The organism is Lysinibacillus sp. FSL K6-1151 (genome assembly GCF_038630755.1).
Lineage (GTDB): Bacteria > Bacillota > Bacilli > Bacillales_A > Planococcaceae > Lysinibacillus > Lysinibacillus fusiformis_D.
Genome location: NZ_CP152040.1, coordinates 2,799,994 through 2,824,622, shown reverse-complemented (window position 1 = coordinate 2,824,622; position 24,629 = coordinate 2,799,994). Strand labels below are relative to the sequence as shown.

Sequence of the window (24,629 nt, the reverse complement as noted above, 5' to 3'; positions counted from 1 at the left end):
ACAGGAAAAGTGTATTTAAGCTTGAAAATAATGAGGATATAAATCTTTATGCTGTAACATCCAGTCCTTCATCTCTACAATCATTTCCTCATAGCCAGGGACAACAAAGGAGAAGTCATTTCTAGTATTCATTAATGTTTTATTGACATTAACGAGCCGATGAGGAAGAATTTTTATGTTGCTGTCCATAAAGTGTTTATTCAATAGTTGAAGTAAGTCGTATTTTGAAATATTCGTAGTATTGACGAGATGATAGAGTCCTGTTAAATCTTCTTGGACAGCCCGTTCAATGGCTTTTGCTAATGTAAGTGTAGTTACTCCAGTCCAAATAGCCCCCGTATAACCGTGAATGGGACCTTTTTGTTGCATAAACCAATTGAATAGTCCGATGCCATCGTTTTTTAAATCAGGGCCAATAATCGAGTTACGAAATGTTAAATGCTTGTTGTGCTCAATCTCCCCCAAGCCTTTTGTGCGATCATAAAAAGTTTCACCGTCTCCTATGCTAGTTTCATAGTAGGGGGCATTTTTCCCTGAAAATACGCAATCAGTACTTAGATGAATCAGCTTAGTTTGTCGGTTTTCTAGGAGAGAGACAATGGCATGCGGTAAATAACTATTCAGCCAAATGCTTTGTGCAGGATATACCGTACAAGCTTCGTTTAAGACACCAATACAATTAATGACGACATCAAAATCATGATCTACTAACAACGACCGTAAAAATATAGCGTCCATCACATCGCCCATTATATGGTTCCCAGATGGGAAAGGGGTTCTAGCGTAAGTTGTCACATCATGCCCTTGTTTACATAAATAGATGGCAATGGTATGGCCAGCCATGCCAGTAGCGCCGAGCACTAAGAATTTCATGGCGTTCCTCCAGTCCAATAAAGAAGCTCTTCTTGAATAAGCGGTAATGTCAATAATTTTTCTTTGATGTCAGCCACACTTAATTGTTGTGTATTGTTGGAGTTATATTCATCGGTTAATGTAATTTTAGGAGAGCCCTCATCGAGGTATTTTCCATAATTTAAATCCCGATTATCTGCAGGGATTCGATAAAAATTGCCCATATCAACGGCTTTTGCCGATTCTTCTTTTGTACATAATACCTCATACATTTTTTCCCCATGCCGTGTCCCAATAATTTGGATGGCATTGTTTGCCTGAAAAATCTCAAGTAATGCTTGAGCTAAATTGGCTATTGTTGCTGCGGGAGATTTTTGTACCATAATATCTCCATTTTGTGCATGTGAGAAAGCGTACAATACTAATTCAACGGCCTCATCAAGAGTCATCATAAAACGTGTCATGTTTGGATCTGTAATCGTTAACGGCTTTCCAGCTTTTATTTGTTCAATAAATAAGGGAATGACAGAGCCCCGTGAAGCCATAACATTGCCATATCTAGTGCCACAAATGAGCGTATGATGAGGATCAACCATTCGGGATTTAGCGATAAACGTTTTTTCCATCATCGCTTTGGATATTCCCATGGCATTGACAGGATAGGCTGCTTTATCTGTAGAGAGGCAGATCATTTTCTTGACACCAGCCTGAATGGCAGCTGTTAGGACATGATCAGTTCCTAAAATATTAGTTTTCACAGCTTCTAAAGGGAAAAATTCGCAGGAGGGAACTTGCTTAAGAGCAGCGGCATGGAACACATAGTCCACATTATACATAGCAGTATGGATGCTTTGAATATCACGGACATCTCCGATATAAAATTTGATTTTACTATGCTGATAGAGCTTGCGCATATCATCTTGCTTTTTTTCATCCCTTGAAAAAATACGAATTTCCTTAATATCCGTATTGAGGAAGCGCTTTAGTACAGCGTTACCAAAAGAGCCAGTGCCTCCCGTAATCAGTAATATTTTATTTGTAAACATTGTATGGTTCATTACACCTCCTGCATGCTTTTATTTCAATCCTCTTTGGTGTAGATCACATTCTGAGTTTTCTCTAGGATAGTTGTACCAGTAAGCAAATTCGTTTGTATATTTACTTGTCGGATTTTTATCCATGAGGGCACAATTAAAATCCCAATCTCCTGCTATATCTTTGCGTATTGTAAATTTTGCATCCCCAATTAAACTTCTTCGAATGATTTTAAATTGTCCGGGTAAGGAATAGCGATTCGATTCATCTTTAATAAAGGCGAAGCCATTTTTAATGATCATGTTGTAATAGTAAACATCAAATGTGCCATCCACTTGTGCTAATACATTGCGAATAGCTGGCAAGTAGTGGTCATCGCTATCGATGATGGCTATATAGTCTCCTGTCGCCTCTGCAATGCAGCGATTATAAGCAACACTAGCCCCAAGGTTCGTTGGATGCACGATGATTTTTAAAGCTGCACAGTTTTTTTGGTAGTCCTGTAAAATGGCTAATGTATTGTCAGTAGAACCATCATCCACAATGATAATTTCATAGGCATATTCTTTAGGAATACTGTCAAGCATTGTTAAGATCCATTCTTCGCTATTAAACGCAGGTGATAAAAAACTTATCTTCATTTTATCCCTCCATTCTTTATCTAGTAGTAGAGTTCTTCTATGTGACTGAGCAGATTCTTTAATACAATATGCGTGGACATAGAGCTATTGTAGGCAATTGCTTGTTTTAGGAAGTTTTTAAGAGAGACGCTTTTCTGTATACGATTTCTGTTTACTAGAGAACAAGCAGGATAGGGGCAAAAATTTACTAAGGTATGCACGTTTAGCAGGAAGGGTCATAAACTAGCTAGAGCGCTTTTTTAGAAAGAGGGATACAATGTCAAAAAGGATCGCATTTATTTGTAGCGTGGAATCTTATAAACTGTCTGATGCACATATTTTCAAAGATTTGTGTCTCGTGCCTATTTTGCTAGGGGAGGAATTAGGCTATGAAGTAAGTATTGTGACAACAGAGATGAATGAAGCCCTTCTTCAACAGGCCTTTCCAACTGTAAAATTTGAGTCCATACCATTTGAGGAGGATTATGTGGCGAATATGAATGCTTATTTAGCCAAGCATGCAAAGGACATTGACATTGCCTTTGCCATAGGGCCGTATCCATCTTATTTAGCCATTTTGAAAACCTATAAGTATTATAATCCGCAAGGAAAAATTTATATGAAGTTAGATGTAAATCGATTTTGGTTACATCGATTAAAATCCTATCCATACTTTTTAGAGCTACTGCAATTATGTGATCTGCTATCCTCCGAATGTGTGTCCATTCAAACCGCTATTCAAGTGTATTCGCAATTAGCGATTAAACATATCCCCAATGGCTTTTATGAGCATTTTCCCACAGCACCTGTGTCCTTTCATGACAAGGAAAATAGAATTTTAGCAGTGGGGCGCTTAGATGCACCAGAGAAGCAAACGATTTTGACAGTCAAAGCCTTTCTAGCTGCCCAGCTTCCAGACTGGGAGCTTCGTTTAGTAGGACCGATGTCTGCCTCCTATCAAGAGGAGCTAAGGCAGTTGCTAGATGGCCATCCAACTGCCGCTCAAGTAACGATGGTAGGGCCTATTTATGATAAGGTGCAATTAGAAGAAGAGTACCGTAAGGCTAAAATTTTTTGTTTAACATCTGTAGTAGAATGCTATGCCCATGTTTTTGCAGAGGCTGCTAAAAATGGCTGCTATATCGTGACTACTGATGTTGATGGGGCTGCCGATATTACAATGCAACAACGCTTCGGTACAATTCATCCGACACATGATTGGGAGGGGATTGGTCGGACATTGCAGCAAGTTGCCACACAGGAATCATTGCTGGCCGATACTTGTGTACAGCTTCAAGCATTTGCTCGAAAGGAATTAAATTGGTGCCATATTGTGAAAAGGGTTGCTGAATATTTAAATGAATAAACAATCCTCTCTCGATTTTGAAGACTATTCTTTTCTTTATACCATTATTTCCTATATAATAAAAACTAGATTCATCATGTTAGACAATCATGGGAAGACACAAGGGGAGACAGGAATGGAAATACGACAAGCGACAATGCATGAACTAGAGGATTTATCAAAACTGTTTGATGAATATCGTCAATTTTATGGGATCGAGCCAGATGTAAGCAGCGCCAAGGCATTTTTACAATTACGATTGGCTTTAAAAGAGTCTGTCATTTTTGTAGCATTGGTAGATGGCAAGATGATTGGATTTACACAATTGTATCCAACATTTTCATCCATCGCTTTACAATGTGCCTATATTTTAAATGATATTTATGTAACAGAAGATGCTAGAGGCCTAGGGGTGGGCAAGGCATTGATGGAAAAGGTTTTTCGATATTGTGAGCAGCAAGGTGCTCGCTATGTCACACTGCAAACGGCGGCTGATAATGTAAATGCACGTAAACTCTATGAAAAGCTTCATATGAAGCAAGATGAATATTGTAATTATGTGAAATATTTTATGTAGGTGGAACTTGCCAGCATCTCGTCTTCGGATGAAGATGCTTTTTTTTATCAAAACATCCCCTAGATAGCAAATAGTATCTAGGGGATGTTGCTTGATGTTACTTATTTAATTTCAAGTGTATATGGTTGTGTGCTTGCTTTGCCATAATACTCACTGACTTCAATATAGTATTTACCAGCTTGTAGTTCAACTGTACCAACTTCAGTATCGCCAGCTCCGTAAAGATCGAAGGTTTTAACGGTTTTTCCGTTCGCATCAATCACTCGGATCACACCATCTAATGCTTTTTCTGTTTGAAGTGAAAAAACGACATCGCGTTTTTGGACATTATTAAACTCAAAATAGTCCTTATCACCGAAAGGAATTCCTGCATTTAAATATTGAGTTGCAACCCATTTATCATCTTTTTTTGTCAGGGCAGATGGTTTTGTTGGTACACCATTCACTAATTCAGAATCTGCATCTTCATCTGCTTGCTGATGGTTGAACATCGTTAAAGTATACGGTTGTACAGACACTTGACCAAGACCCATGCTGTTGACAAGGATAAAATAACCGCGGTCTTTTTTGGCTTTGAAGGATGTATTTACATCTGTTGTTCCACCCATTCCAAGTAATAATTCAAGAATATTATCGCTTAGTCCAAATGGAATTTCTGTTTCCATTTCTTTCGGATCAATTTTCTTATTGCCGTTCGTATCTTCTATAATAGAGCCAGCAAATTTTAACTCTTTTTGAAGCTCTTTTGGTAGTTGAGCTAATTGTTCATTTGTAAATGGGGTAGAAGAAAGAAGCAGACTCATCACTTCATCATTGCCTTCTTGCTTATAGTAGTAATAATCTACATCATCTTGATAAATAAGATGGTCTTTATAAGTCGTACCTGGCTGAACTTTCAGCGCTTTTGCTTCCTCATGATTGTCTGGATTGTAATCTGCTGGAATATCACCGATTTTTTTTGTTTTCAACGTATAAGGTTCAGCAGATCGTTCTCCAGCATTGACAACAGCGACCACATAGGTTTTATCCTTTTTCAATGGGATGACCTTTGCATCATTTTCATTTCCAGTCGAACCAAGCAGTAGTGCTAGTAATCCAAGGTCATTTGTTAAGGAAGAAACAGGGATTAATTCCTTTGCTTCCTCATCATATTCAAATACGGTACCAGCAGGCTTTTGGTTCATCCCTTTGATAAAGCTGAAACTATAAAGGGCATCTTCCTTCGTTTTAAATAAGAAATAATCCTCATCATAGTCTGTTTGGAAATAAGCTTTCTTATTTTCACCAATTTCAAAACGTATAGCCTGTTTTATAATCGGCTCAACATTTTCTATATTCCCTGACGCCGTTGGATTCATTAGCATACCCATTAGGCTGTCAATTTCATTGCGTTTTTTAGTTTTACTTGGTGTAATCGGTAATTGTCCCTCTGGCATTCCTTCTTCTAACATGGCTTCATTTAGCGGTAGCCCATCTTCGTCTGGTGGAAGGGTAACCACTTCACCTTTTAATGTGTAAGGAATCATCGATTCACTAACCGTTTCTTCTTTTTCAATACCACCACTAAAGAACATTTCCATAGAAAACTCACTATTACTGTCATTAGAGACACTTAAAACATATTCCTGATCTGGTACAGCATCGATAATCATGCTAACTGCTTCACCTTTCGCTGTACCATTTGCTGTTTGCATAGGATAGGCTTGTTCTTCCTCGCTGTCATCAATTTTAGCTTGCTCAGCTTCTTCTGGTGGTATCGGCTGAAAGTCTTCCTTAAGATAAAGCTCCATAGAGGCTGTGACACCTGGAATACCCGACAGGTCGAATTGTAATGTCGTTGGTTCTTTTACAGAGAATGTGAAATAATCTTGATCTCGTTGTTGATCTTTTGACAGAAGGGTATAGTTTTTGCCTGCCGTACTATAAGGGAACTTATTTATCGGCGCCATAGTAGATTTATCTAATGTATCAATTGGCAAGCTCTTCGTCGTTTGTGCTGTAAACGTGTAAGTAGATTTGCCTTTTAAGCTATAGCTACCATTATGATCTTTGACAGCAATTAAAAGCGTCCCTTTTTGATCTGCTTTAAATAAATAACCTTCTTTTTTTCCTACGCGAACATCATTGACATGAATCGGCTCTACTTCACCCTTATGATTATTTGGGTAGAAATATAAATCAAAGGCATAATCATATTTGTTTGCACCTTTTAATGTTAGCTGAGCATATTCATTTTCGTCTAAATCGACTTTATACCATTTCTTTTCATCTTGCTGCTCGAAAGCGCCGTGTTCGATATTTAACGTATTTTTAGCAAGAACTTTAGCGTTTTGTATGCGTTCTTCTTTCGACTCTGAATAGTGTTTAGGTAGTTTATTTAAATCGAATTGCAATGCTTTGACTGGATCGATTAGTCCATGACCGTAGGTAAGATCATAGCCTTTCGCTCCTAAATCTTGTGCCGTCATTTCCAAAATTGCCTCTATTTCATGCGGCTTTAAATGTGGATATTTTGATTTAAGAAGAGAGGCGACGCCTGCTACTACAGGTGATGCCATGGATGTACCACTGAATTTGACGAAGGATGATCCTTTTTTGTCATCATGAACGGTACTATAAATTTCTTCACCTGGTGCAACAACATCAACGGACGGTCCGTAATTTGAATAGCTTGATAGTTTGTTGCGCGCATTCGTTGAACCTACACTAATAACACCCTCATAAGAAGCAGGGAAGGAGTATTCATCTGTTGATTCATTGCCCGCGGCTGCCACAATTGTAATACCACTGTCAACGGCTTTCTGAACGGCTTCTTTCATCAGTGGAGATTCCCCGTAGCCTCCTAGACTCATATTAATGACGTCAACACCCTGTTCAATAGCATACAAAATGCCTTGTGCAATAATGAAATCATTTGCACCTTCTTTGCCATTAAATACGTCAATGGGTAGTAGCTTCGCTTTCGGATTCACACCGTGTCCGCCTATGCCATTATCTTTAGCTGCGGCGATAATACCAGCTACATGTGTTCCGTGATCACCTGGATAAGTAGTATTCGCTGGTGCTGCTGCATTATAGGGTGGGAGTACTTGAGATTTTAGATCGGGGTGTTTAAAATCTACACCAGAATCAATGACAGCGACTGTCACATCATGCTCACCCGCTAATTCTAGTGCCTTATCCATTTGCAGTAGGTTTAAATGATACATCTCTTGTTTCTTTGGATCGACTTCTGTTTGAAAAGAGCGATACACATAGCTAGGAGATACACTTGTAATGCCATCTTGCTTTAGATAGTAAGCAACTGCTTTTTCTATTGATACGCCTTTATTCAGTTGTACCACATCATAGCCTAATGAAGGAATGGAGCGGATGACTTTGGAGCCAATGTTTTTATGTACATTTTTATCAAGTCCTGAATGCTTGATAACAATTTTATCCTTACTCATCCATTTTTCTTCATTCTGCTCTGTTTGTTTCATACTACTTGCCAGTACATTCTTGGCTTTATGCTGAGGTACTTCAGCAAAGGCAGAAGCAGCTGGAACCATTAGTGTAGCGGATGCTACAATAGCGACTGATTTTTTAAACAAACTTTTCAATTGTTATCTCTCCTTGGTGTTATAAATTAAGTCTCGACTCTATTAATACGGATAAAGATTAGAAAAGTTTCGTAAAGGAGGAAAATTTTTCACTATTTTTTCCTTCGAATTGTCTAAAGTTTTTTGTTTTACAACTAATTTAGTAGAAAGCCTCTATTCAGCTGATGGACTTCCAAGTATTGCACGCTTCGTTCTTTTACGTTTATCCAATATGTTTTTGGCATGCCAAACCATCAAAGACATCGCAACGAATTTGACGTATCGCTAACATAAATCGAATCTTTTGATTTCGTAGTAGTTTACTAATTTTTGAATATGAAAGAAAATAAAAAATGATAAAGCCATCGAGAGAGAATTTCTCGATGACTTTTGTCTACAATTGTTCTATTAATTGTTGTAATTCACACTTGGAGCGGGGGGGTGTAATGTTTTCCTGCAATAGCTTCTTTTTTTGTAATGTCATGAACATATCAAAAACCCATGGACGTTCGAGATGTGCACGTTGCAGCAATTCTTCTTCATAAAACAACTCGATCGGGTCTCCGTTATAAATGATATTCCCTGCCTCCATGACAATGATTTGATCCGCCCATTCATAAGCAAGGGGAATGTCATGGGTAGCAAGTAAAATGGTTCTTTCGCCGTCTTCTAATTTACCTAGGTACTGTAGAACTTGGGTAGCATAATAATTGTCAAGGCCTGCTGTTGGCTCATCTAATAAGAGGACAGAGGGCTCCATCGCTAAAACACCTGCCATCGCCACACGCTTTTTCTGACCTACGCTTAGAAAGTGAATAGGTTTTTCGAGTAAATCGCCTATTTCCGTTTGCGCAACAGCCCATGCTATTTTTTCTTCGATTTTTTCGGTAGACCAGCCAAGATTTAGTGGTCCAAATGCGATATCTTGCTTGACAGTACCTGAAAAAAGTTGATGATCCGCATCTTGAAAAACAATGCCAACTTGCTGGCGAAGTGCCTTTAAAGCTTTTCGACTATATTGAAGCTCGTTGCCATCAAAAACAATCGTCCCAGCTGACGGTTGTAAAATACCATTAAGATGCTGAAACAATGTTGATTTTCCAGCGCCATTATGACCAAGGATGGCAATTTTTTTTCCTTTTGGAATGTGTAAAGTAATGTCTGACAATGCCTTCGTACCATCTGCATAGGCATAGGACAAGCGGTTTAGTTCAAAATAGAATGCTGTCATGAGAAGTACCCTCCATATACAATGAGGAATAGGAACAGTGTCGCTATGCCTAGCCAATTTTTCTTGCTATAGGAGCCCATCTCTTGCCAGTAGACGGCTTCGCCACCCCGTGACTGCATGGCATTATTAAGCTCACGACTACGCTGAAACATTTCAGCAAATAGCGCCACAATAAGCATGGATACGGAGCGTAGCCATTGCATTGGAGAATGGTAGCCAAGACGCGCTTGCTGGGCAAGATGTATTCTGTACATGCTTTCTAAAAATATAAAAATAAAACGATAGGTTAGTTCAATAAGCTCAACCAATAAAGAGGGCAGTCGCCATTGTCGGAGCACATAGCAAATCCCTTGTACGGATGTGGTCAAAATTAAAAAGTATAAACAACTACTACTGCCAAGGACAATAAAGAACAATTGTTGGGCGGACAGGGCACTTGCTTTTCCGATGAAAATTGTCCAATTCATCCACGTAAAAGACCACAGATGGGCAGGTAATACATGAGTTGCTGGTGTGATTGACAGCAAGATGGATACAAGACTTGTTAGTAAGAAAAATCCAGGTAGCAATAATAACTTAACATAGTAGGTAAGCGGAATTTTTGCACCTAAAATGATAAAAGCACTCATTACAAAAAATGTAATGAGTGAAAGTCGTTCATCTCTCATGATGAGCGTTACGAGAAGTAGACCAATTGAAAATATCATTTTTTCTAGCGGATGAACGGACGCTAGCTTATTAAGATACGCATACTTATCAATGAGTAACATAACGGGTTAACCTTCTTTATGCTTGCCGCGCATATAGCCGATGAAGTAGCCAATAAAACCAGCTCCAATAGCTGCCTGTAGCACGAATAATAAGCTTTCAATTTCACCACTTGGTGGCTCCCATAAGCTTTCAAACCACGGTTCATATTCTGCATTGATTTCGCCAATGGCTGCTTCTGCCTCTCCATCAGCACCACCAAATTCTGCACCTTTTTGTATAAACAATGGGATGATAGCTAACAGCACAACAATCGCTATTAGTAATAAATTTCGTTTCATCTACTAATGTGCCTCCTTTGTTGAGAAAACACGCAACATTTTTAATTCGCTGACATTGTACTTTTTCAAGAAATTCATCACAATGACCGTTAAAATTCCTTCACTCACCGCTAACGGAATTTGAGTTAAGGCAAAAATACCTGCGAACTTTGTAAACGATGCCATAAAGCCGCCAACCTCTGAAGGGAAGGCTAATGCTAACTGTACAGAAGTCACAACATATGTACCTAAGTCACCAAGCATCGCAGCAAAAAAAACAGCTAGTGAAAATGACAACCCTATTTTTTGAGCCCCTTTAAAGACAAAGTAAGCAATAAATGGGCCTACAATCGCCATAGAGAAGGCGTTCGCTCCTAAAGTGGTAATCCCACCATGTGCTAATAATAAAGATTGGAATAATAAAACAATCGTTCCGATGACACTCATAGCTAGAGGTCCGAATAAAACCGTTCCAAGTCCAACACCAGTTGGGTGGGAGCAACTACCTGTAACCGAAGGGATTTTTAACGCCGACAGCACAAAAGCAAAGGCTCCTGAAAGACCTAAAAGCATTTTGGTTTCAGGGTTTTCTTCAATTGTTTTGCGAATGGAGCGCAATCCTAGAATAATAAATGGGATAGAGATGACCCACCAAAAAATAGCCCATTCGATTGGTAAAAAACCTTCCATGATATGCATAGCAAAGGCACGTTTTGGCACGAGTAAAAAGGCCAATAAAAAATAACTAAGTTTCCACCATGAAAATTTCAAAAGCTTTCCTCCTTACTAATAGATTTTTAGAATGTAGCGTGCGTAAATAAAAAAGCACTTCTCCGTTGTTGGAAAAGTGCATAGCTAAAAAAGCAAATAACATTCTCATCTGCTAAGCCGCACACCTATCCTCGTAGGCTGAAACGATCACATATTTTTCGGCAGGTCTCCTGGCTCTAGTTCAACACTTTATAGGTCTTCCCATCCGTTGGACAGTGACATGTTCTATAAAGCTCCCTAATACAGTGGCGGGACCGCGCCGGACTCAAACCGGCTTCCCTTTTAAGCAAAATGATAAGTATTTTACACCGAAAAAACATTAAGTTGTGAGATTTCACGACAAAGTGTAACATGATTTTCCATAAATATGCTATACTTTTTTTAAAAATATTTTCAATTGAAGGTCAATAGAGAAGATTCTGATAACTACTGAATTGTCATAAATAAGGAGATATTATAATTTTTATACCTGGTCTACACACAAAATTGATAAAATTGTCATAAATTTTTATAGAAATATTGAAATTTTAAAATAATGAGATATGATAGAGACAGTTTTCTATTCTATAAAGAAGATAATAAATTTCATATAAAACGTCGATAAGTGCTCGAATAACTCGAGATAATAGGGAAATTGGTGAAAATCCAATACAGCCCCCGCTACTGTAATAGCTGATGAAATCGCAAAGCCACTGGTGCAAACTTGGGAAGGTGCGATAGTAAAATGAAGCTTAAGTCAGGAAACCTGCTTATTTGATTGTGCATGCAAACTTTTCGGAGGGAGAAGTTGAAGCAAGAGCGAGTACCTGCATTTTATTTTATTCGTTTTTATTTGGCTTCTACAAAACCTTTACTCTTCGTAATTAGAGTAAAGGTTTTTCTTTTTCCAGAAAGCAAATGAGGGGAGACAGAAGATGACAACATGGAATTTAGAGGGGATGAAAACACATCTCTTTATTTGTAATGGTAGTAGCTGCATGAACAAAGGTGGGGAGGAAATTACCCTAGCTATTCGAGAAGAAATACAACAGCAAGCACTTGATCAAGAGATACATACAACAAGAACGCGCTGTAATGGACGATGCAAGGATGCTTGTGTGGTCATCGCCTATCCGCAAGGGAATTGGTATCGTGTACCATCAACAGAGCATGCTAGAACACTTGTACAAGATTTACATCATGAATCCTTATACAAAGAACATGTCTTTACACTTCGTGAAGGTACATTACAGCGTACAGCACAAACGACAGCCATTAAAGGGATCGAAAAGGTGAAAGAGGGGTAACAACATGGCGCAAAAAGGAAAAATTTTCGTAGTGGGCTTTGGACCTGGAGACTTTAAGCATATTACGACACGGGCGGTAGAGGCATTACAACAAAGTGATATGATCATAGGCTACAAAACCTACGTGGAGTTGATTCAAGATTTAGTCAGTGCGAAGTCGATTGTCAGTACTGGAATGACCGAAGAGGTGTCCCGTGCGCAGGAAGCGGTTCGCCAAGCAGAGGCTGGAAGCATTGTCTCAGTCATTTCAAGTGGTGATGCGGGTGTCTATGGTATGGCGGGATTAGTGTATGAGGTATTGATTGAGCTAGGCTGGACAGAAGCAACGGGGATTGAGGTAGAAATTGTCCCTGGTATTTCTGCCATCAATTCATGTGCTAGCTTACTTGGTGCCCCGATTATGCATGATGCCTGTACGATTAGTTTAAGTGACCATCTAACACCATGGAATTTAATTGCCAAGCGCGTCGAGGCAGCCGCTATGGCGGATTTTGTAATCGCTTTATACAACCCAAAAAGCGGTCGCCGAACAAGACAAATTGTCGAAGCACAGCGCATTCTCTTAGAATATCGTTCGCCTGACACACCAGTAGGACTTGTGAAAAGTGCTTACCGCGATCGTCAAGAAGTGACGATGACAACATTAGCCGAAATGCTGGAGCATGACATTGGAATGCTGACGACAGTCATTATTGGTAATTCGTCGACATTTTTCTATGACAATAAAATGATTACACCACGTGGCTATCAACGTAAATATACATTGGGTGAAGAAAAACAACCCTTACGTCCACATCAACGTTTACGTGAAGAAAATGAACCTTGGGCAATGAACCAAGAGACAGGGACTGCACGACAAGACTTTACAGCAGATCCTAATGCAGGGCGTTTTAATAAACCCAGTGTAGCCGCTACGCCAAAGTCAAAAAAAACAGCACTTGAAATGGCTACAGCGGCACTCGCAATGGTGAAAGGAACAAGTGCAGTCAAAGTAACGCCGAAACTTGTACAGCAAAAAATAGAATCCATTTTTGAATTAGCTGTAAGCCCAGGAGTGGTGAATAAGTTTTTCACACCTCAGCAAATGATGACGTTAGCAGAGGTCGTTGGGGAAGAGGGGACGATGGAATATACACCAGACCATCAAATCCATTTGAAAATCCCAACGACTGCCCCTGAACGTATTACGGAGAAATTACAGGAAGTAGGCTTTTTATTAGCGCCGATTGGTGATGTGCTATCCTTGAAGGCTTGTGATTTTTGCTATGGTGAAAAGGCCGATTCGATTCCCTATGCAGAAGAAATACAACAAAAATTAGGTGGAATGTCTTTGCCGAAAACATTAAATATCGGTTTTAACGGCTGTGGTATGGCCTGTTACAGGGCTGTATTTGATGATATTGGTATTGTCTATCGCAAAAGTAAATTTGATGTCTTTATTGGGGCGAAGCCAGTTGGTCGTACGGCCCATGCAGCACAGCCTGTTGTAGAAGGGTTGGAGCCTGAACAACTGATTCCACTAATTACAGATATTATTGAAGAATATAAAGCAAATGCTCACCCAAATGAACGTTTATTTAAATATTTTAAACGTGTGAAAAAGATATTGCATTTTACGTATCAAGATATGTCTTCCAAAATAAAAGTAGAGCCAGCTCCGTGCGGCGACTAGTGAGGAGAAAAGAGATGAAAGCTATTTTATTTGTCGGCCATGGGAGCCGTTTAGCAGCAGGAAATGATGAGGTACGTACATTTATTGAACAAATGACACCGCGTATTGATGCACAATTTTTAGTGGAAACATGTTTCCTAGAATTTGCTTCACCGAACATCGAAGAAGGCATTACGAATTGTGTGAAGAAAGGGGCTACAGAGGTTCATGTAATTCCGATTATTTTACTTCATGCAGGCCATTCAAAGCTGCATATTCCAGCAGAGATCGAGCATGCGCGTGAGCATTATCCGAACATTACATTTACCTATGGTCAAACCATTGGCATTCATGATGAAATATTTACGATTTTACAAGATCGTCTAGCGGAAATTGGTTTTCATTCAGAACAAGAGCAACAAGATACAGCCATTTTATTGATTGCACGAGGTGGCAGTGATCCATCTGCAAATGGTGATTTTTATAAAATTACACGACTTTTATGGGAAAAATTACCTGTTAAATATGTGGAAAGTGCATTTATGGGCGTAACAGATCCATGTGTTGAAGAAGGTATTGAACGCTGTGTTAAATTAGGTGCGAAAAAAATCATCATGCTCCCATACTTTTTATTCACAGGTATTTTAATGGAACGTATGAATGATATGTGTGTGAAGTTTAATGAACAATATCCAGATTGTACTGTTCAAATTGCCAATTATTTTGGCTACCATGAACGTTTACAAAATGTTTTATTAGAGCGTATTGAACAAGCGATAAATGGTACATCTACAGGCATGCAAGATTTAGAAAATTATCGTGCCTATGCGGCAGTTCATGGACATGCCCATCATCACCATCATCATGATCACGATCATGGACACGACCACCATCACGACCATGACCACCACCATGAAGAGGAGCCAGTAAAATGATTTTCATGTTAGCAGGGACGAGTGATGCAAGGGATCTAGCCCTTGCCCTGCAAAGCGCAGGACATGCGGTAACAGCTACCGTCGTGACTGATTCGGCAGCCTCTAGTCTTGCTGACGTTGGCCTACCACATTTAATAGGTCGACTGACAGCTGAGGAAATGGCAGCCATCATAACAGAGCAAGGCTATCAAATGGTGGTTGATGCCTCTCATCCATTTGCTGAGGAAGCTTCTAAAAATGCAATGGCAGCGGCCGAACAGGCACAAGTTCCTTATATTCGCTATGAGCGTGCCCATGAACACTATGCGCATCCTCTCATTACAATAGTGAAGGATTATGAGGAGGCAGCCCAATTAGCGGCAGAAAAGCGTGGTGTCATCATGCTGACAACAGGCAGCAAAACACTTGCTACTTTTACAAAGGTTTTACAAGGCTTAGAAAATACGAGAGTAATTGCTCGCATGCTTCCGCGACTGGACAATATGGAAAAATGTGAGGCACTTGGTGTGGCACAACGAGATATTGTAGCTATTCAAGGTCCGTTTTCAAAGGAATTAAATGAAGCATTGTTTCGTCAATATGGAGTAACTTTGATGATCACCAAAGAAAGCGGTAAAGTTGGCTCAGTTGATGAGAAGCTTGAGGCAGCTCTTGCCTGTCATATTGAAACGATTCTTATTGCAAGACCAACCATTCAATATGGCCAACAATATTCAACATTTGAAGAAATATTACAGGCTGTACAACATACACTTTAGGAGGCATTATCCATGGATTTTAAAACAGATTTCAAACCGTTAACGGTAGACCCAGATAAAATTTACGATTATAGTTTCTCGATTATTGCAGAGGAAATGGGCGATCATGATTTTTCAGAGGACGAGTGGAAGATTGTGCGCCGTATTATCCATGCTTCGGCGGATTTTGAGCTAGGTCGCAGTGTCATCATTACACCTGATGCAATTGAAGCGGGGATTAAGTCCATTCTTGCCGGACGACATGTCATTGCAGATGTTCAAATGATTGAAAGTGGCTCTGGTAAAAAACGTTTCCAAAAGCATGGTGGCGATTTACATTGTTATATAGCGGATGAAGATGTCGCAGTAGAAGCGAAAAAACAAAATACAACTCGTGCCATCATTTCCATGCAAAAGGCTACAAAATTACATGAAGGTGGGATTTATGCAATTGGTAATGCGCCAACTGCCTTACTAGAATTGATTCGTTTAATTAAAGAAGGCTTAGCAAAACCAGATTTAATTATCGGTATGCCTGTCGGTTTCGTGTCAGCAGCCGAGTCAAAAGAAGAATTGCTGAAACTCGAAGGGATTCCGTACATTACCAATGTTGGTCGTAAAGGCGGTAGTACAGTGACGGTTGCCGCGTTAAATGCCATCTCACTATTAGCGGATGAACAGGCGAAAAAATAATGGAGCGGAAGCCAAAAAAGGATCCCAAGGACATGCGTCACGGTTATACAACGGGAGCCTGTGCAACTGCGGTAACAAAGGCTGCATTGCTCGCTCTGATTACAAAGGAAGAGCAGGAGACGAGTACCATTCATTTACCGATTGGTCGGGATGCAACCTTTACAATTGAAAAATGCATATTTGAAGAAAATGCTGTCAGCTGTGAAACGATTAAGGATGCTGGTGATGATCCTGATGCGACCCATCAGGCGCTTATTGTTGGCACAGTGAGCTGGGCTGATACACCTGGAATTCATTTAGATGGAGGGATTGGGGTCGGGCGTGTTACAAAGCCTGGCTTACCAGTGCCTGTTGGCGAGGCAGCCATTAATCCTGTACCACGTAAAATGATTCATAGCACGGTTCAAGGGGTATTAGACGAATTTCACATTACACGAGGCGTGAACGTAGTGATTTCCGTACCTAAAGGAGAAGAAATCGCTAAAAAAACGTTAAATGGACGACTTGGTATACTTGGAGGCATCTCAATTTTAGGCACAAGGGGAACCGTCGTGCCTTTTTCGAGTTCTGCGTATATGGCAAGTATTGTACAAGCCATTAGTGTAGCTAAAGAAGCTGGTTGTGAGCATTTAGTGGTAACGACAGGCGGTCGCAGCGAAAAATTTGCGATGAAACAATACCCCGATTTACCAGAAGAATCTTTTATTGAAATGGGTGACTTTGTCGGCTTTACTTTAAAACATTGTAAGCGACTCGGTATCAAACAAGTTTCTCTTGTCGGTATGATGGGGAAATTTTCTAAGGTGGCACAAGGTGTCATGATGGTTCATTCCAAAAGTGCACCAATCGATTTTAACTTTTTAGCACAACTTGCAGAGGATACAGGAGCAGATGGAGAAACAATAGCGCAAGTACGTGAGGCAAACACAGCGTCACAAGTTGGCGAAATCATGATGGAGAAGGGCTATGATGCATTCTTTCATCATTTATGTGAGGCGTGCTGTTATTCCTCTATCCATCATATAAAAGGTGGTTTAACACTTTCCACATCGATTTATTCGATGCAGGGACAATTATTAGGAAGGGCTGATGACATTGCATCGATCGATGAAATTGATTGGGATCGGGGATAACGGATTAGCAAGCTTATTTCCCCAATACCTCGAGTGGATTGAAGACTGTGAGGTACTTGTTGGTGGTGAGCGAGTACTGGATTTTTTCCCGAACTTTACAGGTGAAAAAATCAGCATTAAAGGGGGAATTTCAGCACTTGTTGAAAGATTATCTAAGGAAACAAGAAATACGGTAATCCTTGCCACTGGCGACCCATTATTTTATGGCATTGGGGGCTATCTAGCTAAAAAGCTAGATATTGAGGTTTATCCATATATGAGTTCTGTTCAGCTGGCCTTTGCGAAGATGGGAGAAAGCTGGCAGGATGCCTATGTCACAAGTATTCATGGACGACCAATGAAAGGCTTGGCACAGCGTATCGATGGGAAGAAGAAAGTAGCGCTTTTAACGGATGCTGATAATAGCCCCAATGCGCTCGCTCGTTATTTAAAGCATTTTGGTATGACAGAATACCGAGCGTTTGTTGCAGAAAATTTACAGGGCGAAAACGAAAAATGTGGCTGGTATTCGTTAGATGAAATGGAAAGCGCTCATTATTCGCCATTAAATGTCGTGATTTTACAACAAATAATGGAACCGAAACGTTACACGCTTGGGATTGATGATGAAGAGTTTTCACAACGCAAGCCAGATAAAGGACTGATCACGAAAAAGGAAATACGTGTTTTAAGCTTACAGGCCATGCAGCTTCAACAGAATAGCATTATTTGGGATATTGGTACTTGTACGGGTTCTATGGCGATTGAGGCAGGAAAACTTGCGTCAGAGGGTCAAGTATTTGCTGTAGAGAAAAATGCACCTGATTTAGACAACTGTCTTCAAAATCAGCAAAAGTTCCGTGTTGATATCACAGCGATTCATAGTAAAGCACCAGAGGGATTAGACAGCTTCCCAGATCCTAATGCCATTTTCATTGGTGGTACGGGTGGCGAAATGGTGGAGTTACTACAGTTATGTTGTAGTCGTTTGAAGCCAAACGGTCGTATTGTCTTAAATGCAGCGACCATTGAAAATTTATATAAAGCGGTGGAAGCGTTTAAGGCTTGTGGCTTTGCGGTTGATATTTTACAGGCACAGCTTGCGCGCAGCAAACCTATTTTAGATATGACACGCTTTGTACCATTAAATCCAATTTATATTATTTCGGCTTATCGAAAGGAAGAAAATAATGAGTAATCTAGGTGTACTATACGGCTTGGGCGTTGGTCCTGGCGATCCAGAATTAATTACAGTCAAGGCGTTTCGTGTGATTCAGGAATCACCTGTTATTGCCTATCCAAAAAAGCTAAGAGGTAGTAAAAGCTATGCCCATCGCATTGTCGATGTTTATATTAATCCAGACGAAAAAGATATGCTTGGCCTTGTATTCCCTATGACCAAAGATGAGGCTGTCCTTGAACGTGAATGGACAAAATCAGTAGAACTTGTCTACGAAAAACTACAAGCTGGTAAGGATGTAGCCTTTGTAACAGAGGGAGATCCGTTACTATATAGTACGTTTATTCATATGATGAAGTTGATGCAGGACATGCATCCAGATGTAGAAATCCGTACGGTGCCAGGGATTTCTTCGTTCAATGGCTCCGCGTCTCGATTAGGGATTGCTTTAGCTGATGGCGATGACCGAGTGGCCATTATTCCTGCCCATGATGATTATGAAGCAATGCGTGAAGCCATTGAAAGTCATGATGCCGTTGTCTTTATTAAAGTGGCAAAGGTGATCGATTTAATGCTTGAGGTGCTACGTGATCTAGATTTATTAGATAAAGCATCTGTCGTGACGAAGGTCACTTCTGATGAAGAAGTTATTTGGGATGTTCGTGAATTGGATGGTGTGGAATTAGAATATCTAACATTAATGGTGGTGCGTAAATAATGAAGAAAATCTATATAGTTGGCGCTGGTCCAGGTGATCCAGACTTAATTACAGTTAAAGGTTTACATATGCTGCAAACAGCGGACGTTGTCATGTACACAGATTCATTAGTGAGTGAAGAGCTTATTGCGAAAGCCAAACCTGATGCAGAGGTCATTCGAACTGCTGGCATGCATTTAGAGGAAATGGTGGCCGTTATGGTGGAGCGTGTTAATGCTGGGAAAACAGTAGCTCGTATGCATACAGGTGATCCAGCGATGTATGGTGCCATCATGGAGCAAGTGGCTCTATTGAAAAAGGAAGGCATTGGGTATGAAGTGATTCCAGGGGTTAGCTCTGTTTTTGCATCAGCAGCGGCAATTGGTGCAGAGCTCACAATTCCTGATTTAACACAAACCCTCATTTTAACACGTGCAGAAGGACGTACACCTGTCCCAGAATTTGAAAAGCTGCGTGACTTGGCGAGCCATCATTGTACAATTGCTTTATTCCTTAGTGCAACACTTACAAAAAAAATTGTTAAAGAATTACAAAGTGCTGGTTGGGCTGATGATACGCCAGTAGCAGTTATTCAACGTGCTTCATGGCCAGATCAAAAGATCGTGCGTACGACTTTAATCGAATTAGATGAAGCAATGCGTGTAAATGGTATTCGTAAGCATGCAATGATTCTAGCTGGTTGGGCATTAGACCCGAACATTCATGATAAGGATCAATATCGTTCGAAGTTATATGATGCAACCTTTACACATGGCTTTAGAAAAGGTGTGAAGACAAGTGATTGAGTTACAGGAAGGTGTATTACCAGAGGTTGATCAACGCAATCCTTATGCGGTTGTCGCCATTACGAAGCATGGTGTTCAAATTGGACGTCGCCTGCAACAAACCTTTGCAGCGAGTGATTTATATTATATGAGTAAATTTGAGCAAGGCGATGAAGCAGAAAAGCATATTCAATTATTTACAGGTACCGTGCGCTTGTTATTGCCAACGCTATTTAAACAATATAAAGGGTTGATTTTAATCATTTCGCTCGGTGCGGTCGTACGCATGATTGCGCCCATTTTAAAGGATAAAAAGACAGACCCTGGCGTTGTCGTAATTGATGATCGAGGCGACAATGTCATTAGCGTATTATCAGGGCATCTTGGCGGTGCCAATGAGCTAACGCATGAGGTGGCAGCGGCACTTGGTGCAAATCCAATTATTACAACAGCTTCTGATGTGCAAAAGACGATTCCTGTTGACTTATTTGGCGCCCGTTTTGGGTGGGTATGGGATAGTGCCGACAAATTGACACCAGTGAGTGCTTCCGTTGTAAATGAGGAGCGTGTGGCCATTGTGCAGGAAACGGGTGAGCGCGATTGGTGGATGCGTGATACTGCCATGCCAGAGCAAATCAAAATCTATCCATCCACACAGGCAGCCATCGAGGCTAAACCTCATGCCACGCTATTAATAACGGATCGAATCATAGAACAAGAGGAAGAGATTCTTCTAGAAAACGGTGTTATTTATCGACCAAAATCTATTGTGCTCGGTATGGGCTGTAATCGTGGGACATCTGTGGAAGAAATTGAACAAGTGATTGATGAAACCTTGGCAGAGCTAAAGCTTTCGAAAAAAAGTGTGAAGGCATTATGCACGATTGATTTAAAAAAAGATGAACAATGTTTTTTAGATATTACCAAGAAATATGATTGGGAGTTCGTCACTTATACCCCGGCGGAATTAAATCAAATCGAATTTCCTTCCCCTTCTGAAACAGTCTTTAAATATACAGGTGCCTATGGTGTGAGTGAACCAGCGGCTATGCGTTATGCACAGGTCAAGTCACTCCTATTAGAAAAGAAGAAATCGGGTAATGCTACGATTTCAGTTGCGAGATACCTATTTTAAGGAGGAAGTCCATGCAAACAAATCGTTTTGTACTAGCTGGTACGGGTAGTGGGGTAGGCAAAACTACTTTCACCATTGGACTGATGAAAGCACTACAAAATAAAGGAAAAGTAGTGCAGGGCTTTAAATGTGGCCCTGATTATATCGATCCAACGTATCATACGGCTGTAACAGGTAGAGTATCACGCAATATTGATAGCTGGATGTTCTCCCATGAAGCAGTACGTGATATTGTGGCACGCGCAAGTATGGATGCGGATGTGTCCATTATTGAAGGTGTGATGGGCTTCTATGATGGCAAAAGTCCTTTATCAGATGCTGGCTCTGCCGCAGATATTAGTGTAGTGACAGAGAGCCCTGTTATTTTAATTGTTAATTGTGCAAGTATGGCGCGTAGTGTAGCAGCTGTTGTAAGAGGCTTTCAAGTTTTGTCAGATAAACCGAGGATCGTTGGCGTTATTGCGAACCAAGTGGGCAGTGTCGGTCATTATGAAATCGCCAAGGCGGCTATTGAACAAGAATGTGGCATTCCTGTCATCGGCTATTTAAAACGTGAACAAGGCATCGATATTCCGAGTCGTCATTTAGGGTTAGTACCCGCCATTGAAAGGGGAGAACTAGATTCATTTTTTGATAAACTAGGTGACCTTATGGCAGAAACGATTGACTTGGATCAATTACTTGACTTAACAAAAGCCCCTATCCTACATGAATCAGGTCATTTATTTGCTGAGGAGCCTTCACAAAATATTTGTATAGCGGTTGCAAGGGATGCAGCATTTAATTTTTATTATGAAGAAAACTTAGCTTTGCTACGTGCGAAAGGCGCGACATTACAATTTTTCTCTCCACTTGCCAATGAGCCTGTACCATCAGAAGCAGATGGCCTCTATATTGGTGGTGGCTTTCCTGAAGAATTCGCAGAGACATTGGCTTCACATACAGTCGTGAAAGACTCCATTCAAGACGCTATTGCCAAAGGACTACCAACATTAGCGGAATGTGGTGGCTTTATGTATTTAACAGAGGCTATTACAAATAGTCAGGGTGAACGCTATGAAATGGTAGGTGTGATTCCAGGGGAAGTGGCCATGCAGACAAAGCTTGCAGCACTAGGCTATCGTGAAATTTTTGGCACAGTAGATAATTTCTTAATCGGTGTGGAGCAAGAAGCGAAGGGCCATGAATTCCATTATTCTAAATATAGTGGTACCCACAACACACCAGCCTACGAGACGATTGGTCGTTTTGGCAAAAAGCAAGAAGGCTATAAAAAAGGGAATTTGGTGGCTGGTTATACACATTTCCATTTTGTATCAAACCCAAAGCTAGTTGACAATTGGTTAACAGCTTGTAAGAAGGTGAAAAATGATGACTAATTATTTTCCTATTCATATCAATCTAGAATATAAAACCGTAGTGATTGTAGGTGGCGGACACGTGGCAACGCAGAAGGTAGCCTCTCTATTACCCGCAAAGGCCCATATTGTCATAGTCAGTCCAACCCTACATGATACATTACAGCCACTTGCCGATTCGGGGCAAATTACTTGGAAGCAAAAGGAATTTGAACCACGTGATTTGGATGATGCGATTCTCATTATTGCTGCAACGAATGTGACGGCTGTAAACGAAGCTGTTCAAGAGGCGGCACAGCATTGGCAATTAATCAATCGAACGGATAGACAAAGTGAAAGTGATTTCATTACACCTGCTACTGTTCGTCGTGGCCCATTGGTGTTAACTGTTTCGACATCGGGAGCAAGCCCAAGTCTAGCGCGCAAGATCAAAGCAGATTTAGAAGATCAATTCGATGATGCTTATGATGACTATGTATGCTTTTTACAGCAAGCACGATTAATGATTGCTGCTAAGTATGATAAAGGTCCGCAAAGACGGGCGGCATTACAAGCATTGCTAGAGCCAAGCATTCTGGAATGGACACGTCATGGAGAGATTGATAGACGTGAAGCCTATTTACAACAACTTTTGATGGGAGCGAAGCAATGAAGGAAGGAATAGTATATATCGTTGGTGCAGGTCCTGGGGATCCGAAGCTCATCACTGTGTATGGTCTGGAATGTATTCAAAAAGCTGATGTGATTGCCTATGACCGTCTTGTGAATCCCACATTGCTCGACTTTGCAAAAAAGGATGCAGAGCTCGTTTATTGCGGTAAACTTCCAGGTAAGCACCACCTTATTCAAGATGAAATTAATGCCTTACTTGTTGAAAAAGCACAAGAAGGTAAAGTTGTGACACGTCTGAAGGGTGGCGATCCATTTGTATTTGGACGTGGTGCTGAGGAAGCAGAAATATTAAAAAATCATGGCATAACCTATGAAATCGTTCCTGGTATTACAGCCGGCATTGCTGCAGCTGCTTATGCAGGGATTCCAGTGACACATAGAGACTTCGCGACAAGCTTTGCCCTAGTGGCGGGGCATGGTCGTGAAGAAAAAGGACAGGATTTTTTGAATTGGCCAGCATTGGCTACAGGTATTGATACCGTCGCATTTTACATGAGTGTTGGAAATATTGCCTACATTGCTCGCAAATTAATTGAAAACGGACGTCAGGCCACAACGCCAGTAGCGGTCATTGAGTGGGGAACAACTGCTCAACAACGCACGATTACAGGACAGCTAGATGAGATAGCGGCCATTATTGAACGTGAAGGGTATCATAATCCTTCGATGATTGTCGTGGGAGAGGTAGTCAATGTACGTGAGAAAATTCAATGGTTTGAAGAGCAGGGATTAACATTTTCATAATCATTTCTTAGAAGAGGCACAAGGAGGAAGCAACATGACCGTTATCGAAGCATTAAAAAAGCGTAGAGCCATTCGAAATTACACAACACAACCAGTAGAGAAAGAAAAAATTGAGCAAATTTTACAAGCAGCCACCTATGCTCCGAATGACCGTATGCGTGAGCCTTGGCATTTTTATGTTATTCAAGATGAGGCAATGAAGCGTTATGAAGAAATGGCGAGTGCCTATTTACAAGAGCGTTTCCCCACAAAGCCGAACTTAGTGGAAAGCTCTTTAAAGGTTGTGCAAACAACGCCTGTAGCCATTGTTGTTACTGCAGACATTGTCGAAGGTGATACTGATGCGACAGAGGATAATGTTTTTGCCGTATGTAGTGCCATTATGTCCATGTGGCTCACTGCAGATGAGCTAGGTCTTGGTTTTGTTTGGCGTACACGTGGTGTTGGGCTCGTGCATGATTCACGTATGCATGCATTTATTGGTGCAAGTGCCTCTCAAAAAGTAGTCGGTACGATATTTATTGGCTATCCACAAGAGCAGGAGCAAAGCGACAAAAAGCGTACACCATTTGCAGAAAAGACAACATGGCTGTAAGGGGGCTAC

24 protein-coding genes and 2 riboswitches are annotated in these 24,629 nt (G+C 40.6%); of the genes, 16 read left to right on the top strand and 8 right to left on the bottom strand.

Features of this window, described 5'->3' with window-relative positions; translation table 11 throughout:
- Window positions 1–15: 15 nt before the first annotated feature.
- From MHI04_RS13610 to MHI04_RS13600, 3 genes are read right to left on the bottom strand one after another with little or no spacing between them, the layout of a single operon-like run.
- Window positions 16–873 carry a sugar nucleotide-binding protein gene (locus MHI04_RS13610; RefSeq protein ID WP_342534943.1) on the bottom strand — a complete coding sequence of 286 codons (858 nt, stop codon included), beginning with the start codon at window positions 871–873 and terminating at the stop codon, window positions 16–18.
- Window positions 870–1,898 (bottom strand): polysaccharide biosynthesis protein, encoded by a 1,029-nt coding sequence (locus MHI04_RS13605; protein WP_058844588.1) that lies wholly within the window; start codon window positions 1,896–1,898, stop codon window positions 870–872. The genes MHI04_RS13610 and MHI04_RS13605 overlap by 4 nt, the downstream gene beginning before the upstream one ends.
- Before the next feature lie 30 nt (window positions 1,899–1,928).
- Entirely contained in the window at window positions 1,929–2,528 is a 600-nt protein-coding gene (locus tag MHI04_RS13600; protein ID WP_036119976.1) for a glycosyltransferase family 2 protein, read from the bottom strand.
- A 256-nt stretch (window positions 2,529–2,784) separates the two neighbouring features.
- Between MHI04_RS13600 and MHI04_RS13595 the strand changes: the two genes are divergently transcribed.
- Together MHI04_RS13595 and MHI04_RS13590 are read left to right on the top strand one after the other, a co-directional pair.
- Window positions 2,785–3,873, top strand: coding sequence for a glycosyltransferase family 4 protein (locus tag MHI04_RS13595; RefSeq protein WP_342534942.1), 1,089 nt, complete (start codon window positions 2,785–2,787; stop codon window positions 3,871–3,873).
- Window positions 3,874–3,988: 115 nt separating this feature from the next.
- Window positions 3,989–4,429 (top strand): GNAT family N-acetyltransferase, encoded by a 441-nt coding sequence (locus MHI04_RS13590; RefSeq protein WP_089934726.1) that lies wholly within the window; start codon window positions 3,989–3,991, stop codon window positions 4,427–4,429.
- Window positions 4,430–4,530: 101 nt separating this feature from the next.
- On the opposite strand, the gene MHI04_RS13585 is transcribed toward MHI04_RS13590, so the two are convergent.
- The 5 genes from MHI04_RS13585 to MHI04_RS13565 form a co-directional block, all read right to left on the bottom strand.
- Window positions 4,531–8,031, bottom strand: a complete 3,501-nt coding sequence (locus tag MHI04_RS13585) for a S8 family peptidase (protein WP_342534941.1) — start codon at window positions 8,029–8,031, stop codon at window positions 4,531–4,533.
- 373 nt (window positions 8,032–8,404) lie between these two features.
- Entirely contained in the window at window positions 8,405–9,241 is an 837-nt protein-coding gene (locus MHI04_RS13580; protein WP_340809188.1) for an ATP-binding cassette domain-containing protein, read from the bottom strand.
- Window positions 9,238–10,011, bottom strand: coding sequence for a cobalt ECF transporter T component CbiQ (gene cbiQ, locus MHI04_RS13575; RefSeq protein ID WP_036120002.1), 774 nt, complete (start codon window positions 10,009–10,011; stop codon window positions 9,238–9,240). The genes MHI04_RS13580 and cbiQ overlap by 4 nt, the downstream gene beginning before the upstream one ends.
- Window positions 10,012–10,017: 6 nt before the next feature.
- Window positions 10,018–10,290, bottom strand: a complete 273-nt coding sequence (locus MHI04_RS13570) for an energy-coupling factor ABC transporter substrate-binding protein (protein WP_342534937.1) — start codon at window positions 10,288–10,290, stop codon at window positions 10,018–10,020.
- A gap of 3 nt (window positions 10,291–10,293) precedes the next feature.
- On the bottom strand, window positions 10,294–11,040 hold the full coding sequence (locus tag MHI04_RS13565) for an energy-coupling factor ABC transporter permease (protein ID WP_036120014.1): 747 nt from the start codon (window positions 11,038–11,040) through the stop codon (window positions 10,294–10,296).
- A gap of 142 nt (window positions 11,041–11,182) precedes the next feature.
- Window positions 11,183–11,368: riboswitch (cobalamin riboswitch) on the bottom strand.
- 257 nt (window positions 11,369–11,625) lie between these two features.
- A riboswitch (cobalamin riboswitch) is annotated at window positions 11,626–11,808 on the top strand.
- 146 nt (window positions 11,809–11,954) lie between these two features.
- Here MHI04_RS13565 and MHI04_RS13560 point away from each other — a divergent pair.
- From MHI04_RS13560 to MHI04_RS13495, 14 genes are read left to right on the top strand one after another with little or no spacing between them, the layout of a single operon-like run.
- Complete coding sequence (locus MHI04_RS13560) at window positions 11,955–12,326, top strand: (2Fe-2S) ferredoxin domain-containing protein (protein ID WP_340834540.1); 372 nt, start codon at window positions 11,955–11,957, stop codon at window positions 12,324–12,326.
- A gap of 4 nt (window positions 12,327–12,330) precedes the next feature.
- Window positions 12,331–13,998 carry a precorrin-3B C(17)-methyltransferase gene (gene cobJ, locus MHI04_RS13555; protein ID WP_342534936.1) on the top strand — a complete coding sequence of 556 codons (1,668 nt, stop codon included), beginning with the start codon at window positions 12,331–12,333 and terminating at the stop codon, window positions 13,996–13,998.
- Window positions 13,999–14,012: 14 nt separating this feature from the next.
- Window positions 14,013–14,912: a sirohydrochlorin chelatase gene (locus tag MHI04_RS13550; RefSeq protein WP_342534934.1), complete on the top strand. Its 900-nt coding sequence runs from the start codon at window positions 14,013–14,015 to the stop codon at window positions 14,910–14,912.
- Window positions 14,909–15,670, top strand: coding sequence for a precorrin-6A reductase (cobK, locus tag MHI04_RS13545; protein ID WP_342534933.1), 762 nt, complete (start codon window positions 14,909–14,911; stop codon window positions 15,668–15,670). The genes MHI04_RS13550 and cobK overlap by 4 nt, the downstream gene beginning before the upstream one ends.
- A 12-nt stretch (window positions 15,671–15,682) precedes the next feature.
- Window positions 15,683–16,342, top strand: a complete 660-nt coding sequence (locus MHI04_RS13540) for a precorrin-8X methylmutase (protein ID WP_036120037.1) — start codon at window positions 15,683–15,685, stop codon at window positions 16,340–16,342.
- Complete coding sequence (locus MHI04_RS13535; protein ID WP_036120040.1) at window positions 16,342–17,475, top strand: cobalt-precorrin-5B (C(1))-methyltransferase; 1,134 nt, start codon at window positions 16,342–16,344, stop codon at window positions 17,473–17,475. The genes MHI04_RS13540 and MHI04_RS13535 overlap by 1 nt, the downstream gene beginning before the upstream one ends.
- On the top strand, window positions 17,432–18,652 hold the full coding sequence (cbiE, locus tag MHI04_RS13530) for a precorrin-6y C5,15-methyltransferase (decarboxylating) subunit CbiE (protein WP_340811455.1): 1,221 nt from the start codon (window positions 17,432–17,434) through the stop codon (window positions 18,650–18,652). Before MHI04_RS13535 ends, cbiE begins: the two co-directional genes overlap by 44 nt.
- The gene (gene cobI / locus MHI04_RS13525) at window positions 18,645–19,352 is read left to right on the top strand and encodes a precorrin-2 C(20)-methyltransferase (RefSeq protein WP_058844517.1); all 708 of its coding nucleotides are present in this window, start codon (window positions 18,645–18,647) and stop codon (window positions 19,350–19,352) included. The genes cbiE and cobI overlap by 8 nt, the downstream gene beginning before the upstream one ends.
- Window positions 19,352–20,137: a precorrin-4 C(11)-methyltransferase gene (gene cobM / locus MHI04_RS13520; RefSeq protein ID WP_036120052.1), complete on the top strand. Its 786-nt coding sequence runs from the start codon at window positions 19,352–19,354 to the stop codon at window positions 20,135–20,137. The genes cobI and cobM overlap by 1 nt, the downstream gene beginning before the upstream one ends.
- Window positions 20,130–21,251, top strand: a complete 1,122-nt coding sequence (locus MHI04_RS13515; RefSeq protein ID WP_089934741.1) for a cobalamin biosynthesis protein — start codon at window positions 20,130–20,132, stop codon at window positions 21,249–21,251. Before cobM ends, MHI04_RS13515 begins: the two co-directional genes overlap by 8 nt.
- An 11-nt stretch (window positions 21,252–21,262) precedes the next feature.
- Window positions 21,263–22,630, top strand: coding sequence for a cobyrinate a,c-diamide synthase (locus MHI04_RS13510; protein ID WP_340809186.1), 1,368 nt, complete (start codon window positions 21,263–21,265; stop codon window positions 22,628–22,630).
- Entirely contained in the window at window positions 22,623–23,261 is a 639-nt protein-coding gene (locus tag MHI04_RS13505; protein ID WP_058844589.1) for an NAD(P)-dependent oxidoreductase, read from the top strand. The genes MHI04_RS13510 and MHI04_RS13505 overlap by 8 nt, the downstream gene beginning before the upstream one ends.
- Complete coding sequence (gene cobA / locus MHI04_RS13500) at window positions 23,258–24,025, top strand: uroporphyrinogen-III C-methyltransferase (protein WP_342534928.1); 768 nt, start codon at window positions 23,258–23,260, stop codon at window positions 24,023–24,025. Before MHI04_RS13505 ends, cobA begins: the two co-directional genes overlap by 4 nt.
- Before the next feature lie 34 nt (window positions 24,026–24,059).
- Window positions 24,060–24,620: a nitroreductase gene (locus MHI04_RS13495; RefSeq protein WP_036120059.1), complete on the top strand. Its 561-nt coding sequence runs from the start codon at window positions 24,060–24,062 to the stop codon at window positions 24,618–24,620.
- Window positions 24,621–24,629: the final 9 nt, after the last annotated feature.

Coding starts and splice junctions, on each gene's coding strand:
- MHI04_RS13610 (WP_342534943.1), bottom strand. CDS start 873: ATGAAATTCTTAGTGCTCGGCGCTACTGGCATGGCTGGCCATACCATT.
- MHI04_RS13605 (WP_058844588.1), bottom strand. CDS start 1,898: ATGTTTACAAATAAAATATTACTGATTACGGGAGGCACTGGCTCTTTT.
- MHI04_RS13600 (WP_036119976.1), bottom strand. CDS start 2,528: ATGAAGATAAGTTTTTTATCACCTGCGTTTAATAGCGAAGAATGGATC.
- MHI04_RS13595 (WP_342534942.1), top strand. CDS start 2,785: ATGTCAAAAAGGATCGCATTTATTTGTAGCGTGGAATCTTATAAACTG.
- MHI04_RS13590 (WP_089934726.1), top strand. CDS start 3,989: ATGGAAATACGACAAGCGACAATGCATGAACTAGAGGATTTATCAAAA.
- MHI04_RS13580 (WP_340809188.1), bottom strand. CDS start 9,241: ATGACAGCATTCTATTTTGAACTAAACCGCTTGTCCTATGCCTATGCA.
- cbiQ (WP_036120002.1), bottom strand. CDS start 10,011: ATGTTACTCATTGATAAGTATGCGTATCTTAATAAGCTAGCGTCCGTT.
- MHI04_RS13570 (WP_342534937.1), bottom strand. CDS start 10,290: ATGAAACGAAATTTATTACTAATAGCGATTGTTGTGCTGTTAGCTATC.
- MHI04_RS13560 (WP_340834540.1), top strand. CDS start 11,955: ATGACAACATGGAATTTAGAGGGGATGAAAACACATCTCTTTATTTGT.
- cobJ (WP_342534936.1), top strand. CDS start 12,331: ATGGCGCAAAAAGGAAAAATTTTCGTAGTGGGCTTTGGACCTGGAGAC.
- MHI04_RS13550 (WP_342534934.1), top strand. CDS start 14,013: ATGAAAGCTATTTTATTTGTCGGCCATGGGAGCCGTTTAGCAGCAGGA.
- cobK (WP_342534933.1), top strand. CDS start 14,909: ATGATTTTCATGTTAGCAGGGACGAGTGATGCAAGGGATCTAGCCCTT.
- MHI04_RS13540 (WP_036120037.1), top strand. CDS start 15,683: ATGGATTTTAAAACAGATTTCAAACCGTTAACGGTAGACCCAGATAAA.
- MHI04_RS13535 (WP_036120040.1), top strand. CDS start 16,342: ATGGAGCGGAAGCCAAAAAAGGATCCCAAGGACATGCGTCACGGTTAT.
- cbiE (WP_340811455.1), top strand. CDS start 17,432: ATGACATTGCATCGATCGATGAAATTGATTGGGATCGGGGATAACGGA.
- cobI (WP_058844517.1), top strand. CDS start 18,645: ATGAGTAATCTAGGTGTACTATACGGCTTGGGCGTTGGTCCTGGCGAT.
- cobM (WP_036120052.1), top strand. CDS start 19,352: ATGAAGAAAATCTATATAGTTGGCGCTGGTCCAGGTGATCCAGACTTA.
- MHI04_RS13510 (WP_340809186.1), top strand. CDS start 21,263: ATGCAAACAAATCGTTTTGTACTAGCTGGTACGGGTAGTGGGGTAGGC.
- MHI04_RS13505 (WP_058844589.1), top strand. CDS start 22,623: ATGACTAATTATTTTCCTATTCATATCAATCTAGAATATAAAACCGTA.
- cobA (WP_342534928.1), top strand. CDS start 23,258: ATGAAGGAAGGAATAGTATATATCGTTGGTGCAGGTCCTGGGGATCCG.
- MHI04_RS13495 (WP_036120059.1), top strand. CDS start 24,060: ATGACCGTTATCGAAGCATTAAAAAAGCGTAGAGCCATTCGAAATTAC.